The sequence below is a fragment of the Rhodococcus sp. NPDC060090 genome (genome assembly GCF_042729855.1).
Classification (GTDB): Bacteria; Actinomycetota; Actinomycetes; order Mycobacteriales; family Mycobacteriaceae; genus Rhodococcus.
Genome location: NZ_JBHWXB010000001.1, coordinates 215,032 through 229,312, shown reverse-complemented (window position 1 = coordinate 229,312; position 14,281 = coordinate 215,032). Strand labels below are relative to the sequence as shown.

10 protein-coding genes and 1 pseudogene are annotated in these 14,281 nt (G+C 65.5%); 4 read left to right on the top strand and 7 right to left on the bottom strand.

Going from position 1 to position 14,281, the window contains the following annotated elements; translation table 11 throughout:
* Positions 1–5 precede the first annotated feature (5 nt).
* Positions 6–998: an alpha/beta hydrolase gene (locus ACFWCF_RS01040; RefSeq protein ID WP_378556028.1), complete on the top strand. Its 993-nt coding sequence runs from the start codon at positions 6–8 to the stop codon at positions 996–998.
* Here the strand turns inward: ACFWCF_RS01040 and ACFWCF_RS01035 are convergent.
* The gene (locus tag ACFWCF_RS01035) at positions 956–1,840 is read right to left on the bottom strand and encodes an esterase/lipase family protein (RefSeq protein WP_378556025.1); all 885 of its coding nucleotides are present in this window, start codon (positions 1,838–1,840) and stop codon (positions 956–958) included. The two genes, ACFWCF_RS01040 and ACFWCF_RS01035, sit on opposite strands and share 43 nt — an antisense overlap.
* A gap of 137 nt (positions 1,841–1,977) precedes the next feature.
* On the opposite strand from ACFWCF_RS01035, the gene ACFWCF_RS01030 reads away from it, so the two are divergent.
* Positions 1,978–2,949 (top strand): type IV toxin-antitoxin system AbiEi family antitoxin domain-containing protein, encoded by a 972-nt coding sequence (locus tag ACFWCF_RS01030; protein ID WP_378556022.1) that lies wholly within the window; start codon positions 1,978–1,980, stop codon positions 2,947–2,949.
* Between the two features lie 55 nt (positions 2,950–3,004).
* Here ACFWCF_RS01030 and ACFWCF_RS01025 read toward each other — a convergent pair whose 3' ends face one another.
* Positions 3,005–6,130, bottom strand: a complete 3,126-nt coding sequence (locus ACFWCF_RS01025; protein WP_378556019.1) for a (Fe-S)-binding protein — start codon at positions 6,128–6,130, stop codon at positions 3,005–3,007.
* Between the two features lie 406 nt (positions 6,131–6,536).
* On the opposite strand from ACFWCF_RS01025, the gene ACFWCF_RS01020 reads away from it, so the two are divergent.
* Positions 6,537–7,211, top strand: a complete 675-nt coding sequence (locus ACFWCF_RS01020) for an ammonium transporter (RefSeq protein ID WP_378556016.1) — start codon at positions 6,537–6,539, stop codon at positions 7,209–7,211.
* 464 nt (positions 7,212–7,675) lie between these two features.
* Here ACFWCF_RS01020 and ACFWCF_RS01015 read toward each other — a convergent pair whose 3' ends face one another.
* The 4 genes and pseudogenes from ACFWCF_RS01015 to ACFWCF_RS01000 all read right to left on the bottom strand — a co-directional run.
* Positions 7,676–8,971, bottom strand: a complete 1,296-nt coding sequence (locus ACFWCF_RS01015; protein ID WP_378556013.1) for a S1 family peptidase — start codon at positions 8,969–8,971, stop codon at positions 7,676–7,678.
* Positions 8,972–9,108: 137 nt separating this feature from the next.
* A complete protein-coding gene (locus ACFWCF_RS01010) occupies positions 9,109–10,434 on the bottom strand; it encodes a S1 family peptidase (protein ID WP_378556010.1) in 1,326 nt (441 codons plus the stop codon).
* A 134-nt stretch (positions 10,435–10,568) separates the two neighbouring features.
* Entirely contained in the window at positions 10,569–12,200 is a 1,632-nt protein-coding gene (locus tag ACFWCF_RS01005) for a hypothetical protein (protein ID WP_378556007.1), read from the bottom strand.
* Positions 12,191–12,436: pseudogene (locus ACFWCF_RS01000) on the bottom strand (helix-turn-helix transcriptional regulator); the annotation flags it as partial. The gene ACFWCF_RS01005 and the pseudogene ACFWCF_RS01000, both read right to left, overlap by 10 nt.
* Positions 12,437–12,533: 97 nt before the next feature.
* Here ACFWCF_RS01000 and ACFWCF_RS00995 point away from each other — a divergent pair.
* Positions 12,534–13,292, top strand: a complete 759-nt coding sequence (locus ACFWCF_RS00995) for a MerR family transcriptional regulator (protein WP_378492061.1) — start codon at positions 12,534–12,536, stop codon at positions 13,290–13,292.
* Between the two features lie 59 nt (positions 13,293–13,351).
* Here the strand turns inward: ACFWCF_RS00995 and ACFWCF_RS00990 are convergent, their stop codons facing one another.
* Positions 13,352–14,266 (bottom strand): hypothetical protein, encoded by a 915-nt coding sequence (locus ACFWCF_RS00990; RefSeq protein ID WP_378556004.1) that lies wholly within the window; start codon positions 14,264–14,266, stop codon positions 13,352–13,354.
* Between the last annotated feature and the right edge of the window lie 15 nt (positions 14,267–14,281).

The window sequence follows — 14,281 nt, the reverse complement described above, 5'->3', positions numbered from 1 at the left end:
GCCATATGACCAAGTACGTTCCTCGTCGAGCCGCTTTGTGCGCCGCGGTCGCGTTCGCCTTCGCGGTGCCTGCCGTGCCCGCTGTCGCCGCGCCTGCGGCACATGTAGATCGGGTCGAGCAGGTCGACGACCGCCACTCGGACATGCACGTGTACTCGCCGTCGATGGATCGCGACATTCCCCTGCAGGTCATCAAGCCTGCAGACACATCTGTTCCGCGCCCGACGCTGTACCTGCTCAACGGTGCCGGCGGCGGTGAGGACGGCGCGAACTGGCTCAACCAGACCAAGATCCTCGACTTCCTCGACGACAAGAACGTCAACGTCGTCATCCCCGCCGAAGGTATGTTCACGTATTACACCGACTGGGTCCAGGAAGATCCGGTCGTCGGAGTGGCCAAGTGGCAGACGTTTCTGACGGAGGAACTGCCCCCGGTGATCGACGACGCGCTGGGCACGACGGGTGTCAACGCGATCGCGGGCCTGTCGATGGCCGCAACGTCGGTGCTCGACCTCGCGATCCACGCTCCCGGCCTCTACCGCGGGGTCGCGTCGTACAGCGGGTGCGCGCAGACCAGCGACCTACTCGGGCAGACCTATCTGCGGTCGGTGGTCGAAGGCATGGGGGAAACGGACGCTACGAACATGTGGGGCCCGTACGACGGGGAAGGTTGGGTCGAGCACGACCCGACCGTCAATGCGGAAGGCCTACGCGGCCTCTCGCTGTACATCTCGAACGGCTCGGGTTTGCCCGGCCCGTACGAGAGCCCGGCACTTCCACGGACAGCGCAGTCACCGCCGTTGCTCGACCAGGTGGTCTTGGGTGGTGTCATCGAGGCTGCCACCAACATCTGCACTCACCGACTCCAGGAGCGGTTGGGGGAACTCGACATCCCCGCGACGTTCCACTTCCGGCCCGAGGGCACACACTCGTGGGGCTACTGGGAAGACGAGCTTCAGCGGTCCTGGCCGCAGCTCGCCGAGTCGATGGAGCTGTGATCGTCCAGCGCACTCAGCACGAGCTCGGCGGTCGTCGGATCGGCCAATAGACCCAGATGCCCGGCGGGGTTCGACGGGCACACATCCTGCAGCACGATGTTCGTGACGTTCGGCGCCTCCGCGTATCCGCTGGTGTAGGGCACGACGGTCCGGTCGTGGCGGGTGAGGATGTTCGTGTAGTCGATCGTCGGCTCGAAGATCCCGGTGCTCCGGAGTCGTTCCAGGAACGGCGAACCCGGCAACATGTCGGCGCACGCCGCGCACGCTGCCTCCAATGCGGGGCGGACAACGTCCGGTGTCTGTGATCCGAACACGTCGGTGCCGTGCCACATCGGTGCCAGCGACACGTAGTCGTCGACCTTGTCGGCACCACCGTGGAACTGTACCCATTGCGACGGGACGAGTGTCCCCTGCGAGTGGCCGACGATATCGACCTGTTCGGCTCCGGTCCGGGCGAGTACGTCGTCGACGAATGCCGCCATCTCGTGCGCGGCCGCGTCGATGGGGCCGAATCCACCGACTGCGTCGATCGGCCACGGACCACCGAACTCGCCGTACGTGAAGCTGACGACGCAGCGCCCCTCGTTGGCGAGGAGCGGTGCCAGGGTCTGCCAGCCGATCTGCTTGTTCCCGGCCGTGTTGTGCACGAGAACGACGGGTTCCTGCTCTGACGTGCACGGTATGTTCGCTCCGGAGGGTGAACCACCCGGATTCCCCAATTCGACGACGACGCCGTTGTGGTAGTCGTACGGCACGGGAAGCGGGGCCTGAGCGAGTGCGGTAGGAGTGATCGCGAGGGCGATCACCGTCGCTCCGAGAACGGGCAAGGTACGAGACAACACAGGGGACCAGCCTAAATCCGTTCCTCCACGTGGGGGCTGTATGGAACTTGTCCACAGGTGGTCTATCCATCCACAGAATCCGCGATTTTCTGAAACGGGGATGGTGCCGGTCGAACCGGTGGACAACGCTGCGTTGTGTGAGGGACGACAAGATCATTCGACGATACGAGGCGCGTGCGCGCGGTGTCACCGACTCCGAAGTCCGGCGACTGGTACGAACAGGAGTATGGACTCGGTTGGGCTCGGGTGTGTATATCCCGTCCGGCATCTACGCAGCCGCAGATGAGCGAGATCGGCATGTTTACCGCGCGAGGGCGACGATGGAGAACTTCCGAGTCGGCACCGCTCTGAGTCACGTGTCGGCGGCGGTGCTGCACGGACTGGAGACGTGGCAGATTCCGCTGGACGCCGTCCACGCGACTCGCAATCGCTCCGGTGGAAGTCGGCAGGGATCCGGGTGCGTGCTGCACTCGTCGAAGTTCACCGAGGACGAGGTGACGTCGAGGGACGGCGTGCGTGTGCTTTCCGTCGGACGGACGACCGCCGATCTCTCTTCGACGCTGACGTTCGAGCAAGCTGTCGTGGTGGGGGACCGGGCCCTGAGGATCGGTGCCACGACGCTCGACGAACTGAATCGAGTCGTCGAGCGGATGGGCCGGCATCCGGGCAGAGCCAAAGCGGCGCGTGCTGTTCGGTTCATGAGCGACCGCAGCGACAGTGTCGGCGAATCCCGCAGTCGAGTACTGATGATCGGTGCACAGTTGCCTATCCCGGAAGAACAGCCGGATGTGTTCGATGCGAATGGTCGCTGGTTGGCTCGCGTCGACTTCCTGCTTCCTGAGCACGGAGTGATCGGCGAGTTCGACGGGCGGATCAAGTACCGGCGTGACGGTGTCGCCACCAGGGATGCAGAGGATGTCGTCTTCCAGGAGAAGCTGCGCGAGGATCGGCTGCGGCATGCGGGATGGGTCGTTGTGCGGTGGACCTGGGCAGATCTGCAGACGCCGAACACACTCGTCGCCCGAATTCGCGAGGGGATCGCGCTGGCTGCGAGGGGGAGCGGTCCGATGGGGACGTTCGAAACCCGGAAGCTAGCAGGGCAAATGTAAAGCAAGCAGCCCTGGTGGATGACCACCAGGGCTGCTTGCTTCGTACTAGGCCTGCTTACTTGCGGCCGGGCGGCTTGGGGCCGCCCTTGATCTGCAGTCCGCCGGGCTTGGCCTTGGGTGGAGCTGCAGCCGGGGCTTCAGGAGCAGCTTCGGGCTCGGCCGCGGCTTCCGGTTCCGGAGTGGGCTCAGGGGCCGGTTCCGCTGCGGGCTTGGCTGCAGGCGCTGCCTTCTTCGGGCCAGGGCCCTTGAGTCCACTCTTGAGCTGCAATCCACCGGGCTTGGCCTTCGGGACCGCCGTCTCCTTCGGGGCCTCTGCGGGAGCCTCGGCTTCAGGTGCGGCCTCGGGGGCAGGCGCTGCTGCAGCCTTGGGAGCTGCCTTCTTCGCGCCGGGACCCTTGAGTCCGCTCTTGAGCTGCAGACCACCGGGCTTGGCGGTCGGAGGCGCCGACTCGGTCGCCGGTGCAGATGCCTCGGGAGCGGCGGCTTCCGGCGCAGCTGCTGCAGGTGCCGCTGCCTTCTTGGCGCCGGGTCCCTTGAGCCCGCCCTTCATCTGCAGTCCGCCGGGCTTGGCCTTCGGGACGGCCGGAGCTTCGGACGGTGCAGACGCCTCGGGAGCGGCGGCCTCCGGCGCAGCTGCTGCAGGTGCCGCTGCCTTCTTGGCGCCAGGACCCTTGAGTCCGCCCTTCATCTGCAGGCCACCGGGCTTCGCCTTCGGAGCCTCCGCAGTCTCAGCGGCCGGAGCTGCAGCGGGAGCGGCTGCCTTCTTGGCGCCGGGTCCCTTGAGCCCGCCCTTCATCTGCAGACCGCCGGCCTTCGGAACACCCGTCGTCTTGGGAGCTTCAGGGGTGGCCGCAGCCTCCTCGATCTCCTCGACGCGTTCTTCCTCGATGGCCTCGGCGACAGCTTCTGCCTCGACCGGAGTCTTCGGCTCCTGGATCACCTTGAGGTTCTCCGTGAGCTTCTCTGCCTCGACCCGTGCGATGGACTCGAGCATGAGCTGCGCGACGTCGACGACCTCGACACCTTCGCCCTTGCCCTCTTCCTGACGTGCCGTGACACCGTCGGTGAGCATGACGCGGCAGAACGGGCAGCCCGTCGCGATCTTCTTGGGGTCGGTGCTCAACGCCTCGTCGACGCGGTCGACGTTGATGCGCTTACCGATGCGCTCTTCCATCCACATGCGTGCGCCACCGGCACCACAGCACATGGACCGCTCGCCGTGGCGAGGCATCTCCACGAGCTTCGCGCCCGACGCGGCCATCAGTTCACGCGGCGCGTTGTACACCTTGTTGTGGCGGCCGAGGAAGCATGGGTCGTGGTAGGTGACGTCTTCACCGACCGACGTGACCTGGACCAGCTTCTTCGCCCGCACCAGGCGATTGAGCAGCTGGGTGTGGTGGACGACTTCGTAGTTGCCACCGACCTCCGGGTACTCGTTGTTCAGCGCGTTGAAGCAGTGTGCACAGGTAACGACGATCTTGCGCTTGCTCTGCTCGACACCCTCGAACACACCGTCGAGGACCTCGATGTTCTGCTGCGCGAGCTGCTGGAACAGGAACTCGTTGCCCGCGCGGCGAGCGGAGTCGCCAGTGCAGGTCTCGTCGGCGCCGAGCACCATGAACTTGGTGCCAGCGGTGGCGAGCAGTTCGGCGACGGCCTTCGTGGTCTTCTTGGCGCGGTCCTCGTAGGCGCCGGCGCAGCCGACCCAGAAGAGGTACTCGTAGCCGTCGAAGCTGTCGGCGTCCTGGCCGAAGACCGGGATGTCGAAGTCCATCTCGTTGATCCAGTTGAGACGGTCCTTGGAGTTCTGGCCCCAGGGGTTGCCCTTGTTCTCGAGGTTCTTGAACAGACCCGCGAGTTCGGACGGGAAGTCCGATTCGATGAGCACCTGGTAGCGACGCATGTCGATGATGTGGTCGACGTGCTCGATGTCCACCGGGCACTGCTCGACACACGCACCACAGCTGGTGCAGCTCCACAGCGTCTCGGTGTCGATGACGGGGGTGAGTTCGCCGGCTTCGACGAGTTCGGCCGATTCGCCGACGAGCTTGCGGCCCGCTTCGGCACGTGCCGCCTCGGGGATCTTGGCGAGTGCGGCTTCATCGACGTTGCCTTCGCTGTCGACCAGTCCGACCTCGTCGCCGCCCATGTCTGTGCGGCCACCGGCCAGCAGGTAGGGGGCCTTGGCGTTGCCGTGGTCGCGCAGCGACATGATGAGCAGCTTCGGCGACAGCGGCTTACCGGTGTTCCATGCGGGGCACTGAGACTGGCAGCGGCCGCACTCGGTGCAGGTGCTGAAGTCCAGCCAGCCCTTCCACGAGAAGTCCTCGATGCGTCCGGCGCCGAAGGTGTCGTTGTCGGGATCGGCTTCTTCCATGTCGACGGGCTTGCCCTTCGACATCATGGGCTTCGCGGCACCGAGGGCGACGCCGCCGTCGTCCTCACGCTTGAAGTAGATGTTGGCGAACGCGGCGAAACGGTGCCATGCGACACCCCACGTGATGTTGCGGCCGACGATGTACAGCCAGATCATGCCGGACATCAACTTGATGAACGCGAAGACGGACACCATCTCGGGGCTCGCGGGGAGGAGCTTGGCGAGGTTCATCGTGAAGAAGTCGGTACTCATGTGGCCGCCGCCGTAGGTGGCGATCTTGCCGGCCTTCACGAAGATCATGCCGAGGCCCTCGATGAGGACGACTGCCTCGACGAAGTACGCGGCCTTGAAATCGGAGCCGGTGAAGCGCGACATCCGGCCGGGCTGACGCGGGTGGTTCAGCTGGCGGATGATGATGAGCACGAGAATGCCGATCACCGTGCCGAGGCCGAGAATCTCGTCGAGGAAATGGTAGACCGCGGTGTTGCCGATGAGGGGCCAGTGGAACTCGGGGCTGAACGTCTGGCCGTATGCCTCGAACCAGACGATCGCGCCGAGCATGAAGCCGACCATGACGAGCCAGTGAGCCCAGCCGACGGTCCGGAACTTGGTCATTCTCGTGTGCGCGAGGAACTCGACGATCATCTGCTTGAAGCGCGGGAAGAACGGACGCCACCGGTCCGGGGCCGGTTGGCCGATCCGGATGGTGTTGACCATCTTCCACGCGCCGCCGATGAAGGAGTACCAACACACGAGGCTGAGCAGCACGCCGATCGTGCCCAACGTGATCGTCAGGGCATTCATACGTGGCCTTTCGTGTCGGGGGCGGACAGCCCGCCTGGTATAAGCCTCAGCATCGTAACGCACGCTAAGTTACCCGCTGGTAACTATGTTGGAGTTACTACCTGGTAACTAGCTGTCGTGCTGCTGAGTCAGTGCGGAGGCCACCGTATATTCGGGTATTCCGCCAATTCGAGCCAGGATGTCCTAACTGCGCTACGTGGAATGTGTGGCATGTAAGCGCTTTTGGCTACGATTCGGCATCTATCAGGCCTTACCCGGATAACAAATCGCTGTGACGTCAGTTATGATTCTGGACCGGACGTGACTTTCGGACAAAAAGAACGTCGTCGGGGGTTCGGAAGTCTCACGCGTACAGAGAAATATGGGGGCGTCTTCAGGCGTGCGCCATGTCACAGAACGGAAATACATGAAGCTCAGGAAGCTTGCCGCTGTAGCGACGATGACCATCGCCGCAATGGGGATCACGGCTGGAACCTCCTACGCGGCCCCGGCAGCCCCGGACGAGATCAACTACGAGTCGAAGGTGGACGGCCAGTCGGTCGTCACCGTCATCGACGCAGGCGCGTTCCAGGTCTCGGGCGACGGCCAGAGCGTCGAACTGCAGGACGACGCCGGCAACACTGTCGTCAGCCTGCCGCTGGCAATCCAGCTCGGCGACATTCAGCTGCCGTTCGAGCGTGAGATCAGCGAGGACGGCAAAACCCTCACGCTGACCCCGTCGACCGACTTGTCGCAGGCGACTCCCGTCGCCCCCGAGGACAAGGTCGCTCCGGGCCTGACCCCGGTCGCGTTGAAGGTGACGGACGTGGCTTCGCCTGACGAGAACCTCAAGGCTCAGCAGAACTTCGCGTCGCAGCTCGGTATTGCGACTGCTGTCGGCGGCCTGACCGGTACCATTATCGGTTGCATTGTCGGATCGGTGGCGACACTTCCGATCCTGGCAGTCGGGTGTGTTCCGGGAGCTGCCGTCGGTGGTGTGCTCGGCACCATCGTCGCGGGTGGCCCGACGCTTGTCATCGCGGGTGTCGGCCTCATCCAGACGCTGACGGCTCCTCCCGGAACCACGCAGTACGCGAACTGACTTTTACGTCGACGATCGGCCCCGCCATCCCCCGGATGGTGGGGCCGATTGCTGTTCGACGTCAGCTCACCAGAGCAGTTGAATCAAGAGGTTGATCGCACTCGCCAACACGTCAGCGCTTCCCGTTACCGATCCGAACATCTAGCGTCCTCCCTGTAATTCGCCGCCGATGAGCAGGGGTGCCCCGTCATCGTTCGTTGTGCGGCCGAACGAGATTTCCGGAGCTTATCCCGCTTCGATCTTGATGCCGAGTCGACACTCCGCACCCACGCCCGGCCCGGGCCTCCCACCACGACTGAGCGAATGTGCCACCGGTCTCAATGAAGGAGACGAAGGATACATTCGCTCGGAAGTGGGTGGGCGGGTGGGCGGGCAGCAGCAGGAAGCCGCGGCCGTAAGCAACGGCCGTAAGCAACAGTGCCCGCCTTCCGAGTGGAAGGCGGGCACTGTTGCTTACGTGAGAGCTAGCCGGTGCGGATCGTCAGCCCCGGGTTCTCGGCGAGGATCGAGTTGATCGGCGTCGCGAAGAGCTCGGGGGATTCACCCAGCAGGCCGCTGACGATGCTGGCGATCTCGCACATGCCGTATTGGCCGACGTTCGAGGCGCTCGAGATGCCCATGGCGAGGGTGCCGGTGACGAGCGTGCCGCCACTGTCGCCCTGGAGTGCGCACAGGTTGGTCGAGAAGCCGTTCTGCAGGACGCGGTGACCGATCTCGACGTTCTGGCTCGCCGCGGTCACGACACCGCAGCTGTAACCGGTGCGCAGGCCCGACTTGCAGACGGGCGTTCCGACGATGGGATCGGCGGTGCCGGTGATCGGCAGAGGCGCGGCACCCGGCACGCGGACGCCATTGTTCTCGAACCGGCTCTCGGCCTGGTCGGTGGGGCGGATGATGGCGTAGTCGCTGTCGTCCAGGCTGGTCTTCTCGAACGTGCCGAGGTGCTGACCGAGCGTCTCACCGTTCAGCTGGTACACATCGGACGCCCAGTCGGTGCCGGCCTGAGCGCGGTTCGGGTCGCAGTGACCGGCGGTGATATTGACGGGTCCGCGGTTGTCCTCGGCGTTGAAGCCGAGGGAGCAGCGCAGGCCAGTTCCCTGTCCGAGCGATGCGTAGGCGTCGCCACCGAGCAGCGCGTCGGGAGCGGCGTTCCCTGCAACGGGATGCAGGTCGGCGGCGGGCTGCGGCGTGAGCTCGACGGGAGCGAACAACACCCGCACGCCCGAGAGGAATTCGGGCAGTTCGATTCCGGCGACATTCTCGGCGCGCACGATGATGTCGTTGTTGATGACGTCGATAGCGACACCGCGAACCACATCGGCGATGGCGGGCGGCTGCGTCTCGAGCCAGTCGTTGAGAGCCTTCAGTTCGTCGTTGAGGGCGTTCTCGCTGTCCTCGGTCCGCTGCACGGCGAACCCGGCATCCTCGGCGGAGGTGCGGGCCTCGTCGAACTGCTCACCTTCCGCGAGTCCGACGGTGGCTGTGCCCTGGTCGTCGAGCCACACACCGGCGAACACGGCGGCGAACTGTTCGCGTGCCGTCTCTGCGAAACGTGCCAGATCCTGGCTTCGTGCGGCGTCCTGGAGGAACCGCTCGGGGCTGATCTGAAGGTCTCGATCCAACGCTTCGACGAGTTCGGCGGGCAGGTCCGTGGTCTGGACGGGGGCCGGGTCGGCCTGTGCCACGAGCGCGGCAGGTCCGATGAGGAGCGCGGCGGCTGAGCCGATGACGGCTGCCCGACGTGCGAAGGAGCGTCGCATGGATACCTTTCTCATTGACCTCCACGCATCGCGTGGAGAGGCCGATCGGAGCGGATCGGCGACACGATCATATTGGCTGACACCGGTGACGGGAGCGAATGTTCCCGTCACCAGAGTGTCGCGTGTGACTTTTGTGATTACTGGGATGCGGATTCCGTGCGCACGCGGGTTCCGGTGGCATCTGCGATGTCGCCGACGGAGATCCCGAGGCTCGACGTTCCGCCACTGGTGGAAAGCACCAGATTGGCTTCGACGCAGTCGGGGGCGCCCGCACTGTTCGAACCCGAGATGACGCCGAGCGCGAGAGTGCCCGTGACGATGGCGCCGCCACTGTCGCCCGACAGGGTGCATGCGGTGGTCGCGAATCCGCGAATGGTGCTCGCGCTGCCATTGGCGTAGAGGAGCTGGGTCTCGACGTGGTCGGCTGCAACCACACCACACGTGAACGACGAGGACTGTCCCGACTTGCACACGGGGGCGCCCACCACAGGACGTGCAATCCCGGTGACCGTCAGTGTCGAACCGTTGCCGCCGCGCACCGTCGGACGGTCGAGGCCTGCGTCGACGCCCGCATCGTTGAGCGAGATGATGCCGTAGTCGAGGTTGCTGTCGGTGCCTGCCGTCGAACTCGTGAACGAGCCGATCTGCACGCTCTCGTCGATGTTCCCGCGGTTGGGCAGGTACACGGTGGATCCGCCCTCGTCGCGGGCTACCGCGTCGCAGTGGCCGGCGGTGATGTTGACGGGATCGCCGTTCGCGTCGACACCGTTGAACCCGAACGAGCAGATGCCGATGCGTTCGAGCGGTGTGTCGCGCACGTCGCCGTCTGCGGTGATGTAGGTGTCGCCGCCGAGCGGGGCCGGATCGTTGGCCGGCATGCCGGGCGTCAGCTGCACCTGGATGTTCGCGATGAGCGACGGCAGGTTCAGCGCGCGGCCGAGGGGCGAATTGACGATGTCGACGACGATCTGGTTGTTCAGCACATCGATCGACGTGTTGTTGACCTGTGACGACACTTCACGGGGCAGTGCGGCGACCCACCGGTTGAGCTCTGCGAGGGCTCGCTCGAGGCCGTCGGCCGAGATGGGCGCGACGGTGGCCTGGTAGCCATCCTTCTCGGCCTGGCGTGCTGCCTCACTGTTGGTGACGGCGACGACAGGGCTTCCGTCGGCGCTCATCCATGCTCCGGCGAAGTCCGAGGGGCGCTCGGCGCGGAAGTCGCGTGCGTAGCTGTTCAGTTCCTGGGCGCGGGCTGCGCGCTCGAGGTACTGCTCAGGGGTGAGCCCGAGATCCCGCTGGACGGCCTCGACGAGTTCCGCCGGCAGTTCGGGCGTCCGGTCCGCGGGAGCGGCGTTCGCGGTGGCGGTCAGCGGTCCGATCAGCAGCACCGTTGATGCCGCGACGACAGCGGCACGACGGATGGTGGTTCGGACTGCGGCGCGCGACGCCGGCGAGTGACGCATGAAGGCCCTTCGTGATTGGTCGATCTTGTGTGTGAACTGGTGTTTTGTGGTCTTCGCCCGGTGGGGTCGAGTGCTCCCGGGATAGCGTACGGTACCGGACGATGATCTTGAAGGGGTCGGAGGGCCCGATTCGACTAGATCTCTGCGGACGTCGTGGTGGCGGTCGTGGAAGGGGCAGCGGTTGGCGTAACCGAGTCCTCGGGTTCTGGTTCCGGTCCGGGATCGGGTTCCTCGGATGGTTTCGGCGTCGACGGCGGAGATGGCGACGGCTGGCTTGCGCCACCACCCGAACCGATGCTCGGCTCGTTCGGCGGATTTCGCCGCGACCAACCCGTGCTGCTGCTCGTCGGCGCAGTGGTGGTCGAGGTGTTCTTCTCGGTGGTCGTCGACGACTCGGTGTTCGAGGTTTCCGCCTCGTATTGCGTCTGCGGGACGTTCGTGGCCACGTATCCGGGCGCCGTGTACTCGGGCGCCGTGTCGTCGGGTTCTGCGGTGTCCGTGGTCGCCGATGTCTCGGAGGTCGTGGGCGCCGTCGAGGTCGGCTTCGGCTGGGACTGCGTGGTCGTCGAGAAGATCGAGGCCGGCGTGGGCGACGGCGGGGTCGCGCTCGCGGTGGAGGTGTCGCGCAGCGAGAAGACGAGGATCCCCGCGCCGACGATCACCGCAACCGCTGCGGCTGCCGCCCAGACGCCGACCTTCGACTTCTTGCCGGGTTCGTCGGCGCCGGAAGCTGGGCCTGTCGGCTCTGCGGCCGAATTCACCGTGCCGGGTGAGGCAGCCTTGGCGGATGCTGTGCTCTTCGCGAAGCCAACGCCTCCGGCAGCGCCTGCGGAGGTGGTGGCGGCCGCAGCCGTAGGCGTTATTTTGGCGATCACCGTGGTGGTCTCGGGATCCAGGCCGCCGCGCTTCGGGCCCGTCGGGCGGGCAACGGGAAGCACCTGCGTGGACCCGAGGAGATCCACCGACCCCGCGGCGGCAGCGAGCGCCGCACCACGAACCATCGTCTGGTGGGGGTCGGGTGCGAGTGCGCATCGCACACCGAGACCGGCCTTGATGGACTGGGTGACGATCTGCGCGGCGCTGGTGTCGACAGTCTCGTCGAGCGTCACGACGATTGCGTCGAGATTGGTCACGAGCCAGCCGAATGCTCCGAGCGCGGCCGACAACTGCGCGGAAACCGACGTGGCGTCGCCCTCAGCGAAGCGGAACGCCTTACCCGCGACGACGCCGGATCGAACCAGTGTCACGGTCGTTCCGTGCGGGTCGATGTGGTAAACGGCGACGAGTCGGCCGGTCTGGTGTGCCACCTGCGATTCGAACCACGCGGCGGAAGCTTCGGCGTCGGAAATGAGCGACACGTGTCGCAGACCCACGTAGTCGAGGGCGTTGCGGAGCAACGCGACGGTCGACGGCGGCCAGTCGGTGGGGTGCGACGCGACGACGGTGTGGTGTGCGTTGCCGATCATGGTCCCGGCGTCGGCGATGAGGCATTCCATCGCGGTCGCGACGAGGTCTTCTGCGCGGGAGAGGGCGCCGTCGTTGGCGCGGACGCCGTTGGATCGTCCCAGCCGGTCGACGAAGTCGGTGAACGAACTTGTGTTGCCGTCGACGACGTGGTGTTCACCCAGCGTGGCGGTGCCGTCGGAGTGCAGGTGCACTGCGGTCCGGCGTTCGATGGGTTCCGGGTCGGGCCGTCCGGGGGAGGAGGATGTGACGGCGACCGACGATACGGAAGTGCCTACCCTCAGGCCTACGCCTACGGACATGCCGAAGTTCCCCCATTCAGGTAGGTCGTTTTCACGTCGCCGAACATCGACGCCGTACCCCATCGCTCTGAGCACGGAGATCAGCTCGGAACGAGTTCCGGCGCCGAGGCGACGACGGATCCGGCGACATGATGTTCCACGGTCTTCGCGGAAATGTACAGGCGTTTCCTTACTTCACGGTAGGTGAGTCCACAAACGGCGAGGTCGGCAACCTCTGCCTCGCGTTCGGACAGCGTCTCGTCATGGTTGTCGCGTCGACTTGATCCTTACGTAACGTGAGGTCCTAGCGTCGATTGTGCCGGTGCAGAGAGCGTCGGTGGAAGTGGGTGAACGATGCGGACGACACGTTCCGGCCGGCAGTGGAAGGTCGGTCGACTGGCAACGGAGACCGGCCTGACGGTGCGGACACTGCATCACTACGACGAGATCGGCCTGGTGCGTCCGTCGGGGCGGACTTCCGCGGGGCACCGGCTGTACGAGGAACAGGACGTGCACCGGCTGTATCAGGTGCTTGCGCTGCGTCAGCTGGGGTTGTCGCTCCATGCCATCGCGGCGGTCACCGACGGGGATACGTCACTGTCGGAGATCCTCGACGCGCACCGCGCCTATCTGGACGAGCAACTTGCCGCGACACGAATGCTGCGCGCGCACGTCGAGATGCTCGGCCGAAAGGTACGCACCTCGCCGGACGCCTCGGTCGCCGACTTCCTCGAAGTGATCAGAGGAGTGATCGACGTGGACGACACAGTGAAGCGATATTTCGACGAATCCCAGCTCGCGGATCTCGCCGAGCGGCGCGCAGTGCTGGGTGAGGAGACGATCGCGGCGGCGGAAATGTCGTGGAAAGTTCTCATCCCGCGCGTGGATGCGGCGCTGAGCGCGGGGATGGACCCGACGTGCGCCGAAGCGCAGGAGATGGCGGCGCAGTGGATGGGGCTGCTCGAACAGTTCCACGGTGGTGACGAAGGCCTGCGCGACAGCTTGTTCCGCATGCACACCGACAACGCGCAGCGGATCGAGCAGGAGTTCTGCGGACCGAGTCCCGAGCAGATCGAGTTCATCACGAGAGCCGACGAGTCCCGGTCGTCGTAGAAGCGGAGCAACGGACAGATACAATCTCTGCGGAGCGTTGTATCTGTCCGTTGTCGCTGTTACCACCGTCGACGTGCTCTGCCTGCTGCGTCGACGAGGCGTGCGCGTACCGGGCCGAACTCGAAGACCTCCCGCCACGTCCAGCGCACCACCTCGAAGCCGAGCGACCGGATCGCGTCCTCCCTGAGCTTCTCTCGGTGCACGATCTCGGCGGTCGAACCGGGTTCGTCGGAACCGTACTTGCCTCGCCCGTCGAACTCTCCGATCACGCCTCGGTCCTTCCAGAAGAAGTCGGGCCGGGCGACGAACACTCCGGAGTCGGTTCGGAGTTCGTGCTGGAGTGCGGGTGCGGGGAGGCCGGCGGTGTGGATTCGGAGCCGGCTGAGTGATTCGCCGGGGCTCTCGCTGCGTCCGTCGAGAAACTCCACTGTCCGGCGAGCCTTCGCTATTCCCTGCCGCGCTCGTCCCGCTGCCAGCGCATCGGGCAGTGACAACGCGGTGTCCGGGTACATCCGCAGCGCGGAGTCTCCGGCGATCACCGTCTGGTCGACCGGCAAGGTACGCGCCAGATCGACGACCGTCCGTGCGATGGAAGTGACAGGTGCGCCGTCGACGCGGCAGATCTCGTCGGGTCGAAGTGGCGTCGTATGGGTGTGTCGTGTGTCGCGGCGGCTCCCGCCGGAAGCACGGTCGCGGGTGACGTGGATTCGCGTGAGATCGACGTCCCACAGATCGAATCCGTGCAGGATGGCAGCCGAAATATGGCTGATGGTTTCGCCGTCGGAGAGCGTGCCGCGGAGCGTCGACAGGCGGGCGCGGTGTTGCGCGAGTGGGTCGAGGTCGGTGGTGCCGTCGACGTAGACGCCGCGCGCGATGCGCTTCAGTGATCCGCTGCGCAGGGCGTGTCGGATCTCGTCGGCGGTTGTGCCGGAGGCAAGTAGATCGGATCGGAGCCGGAGTGGTGGTTCGGTCATGTCCGCCAGCGTCGT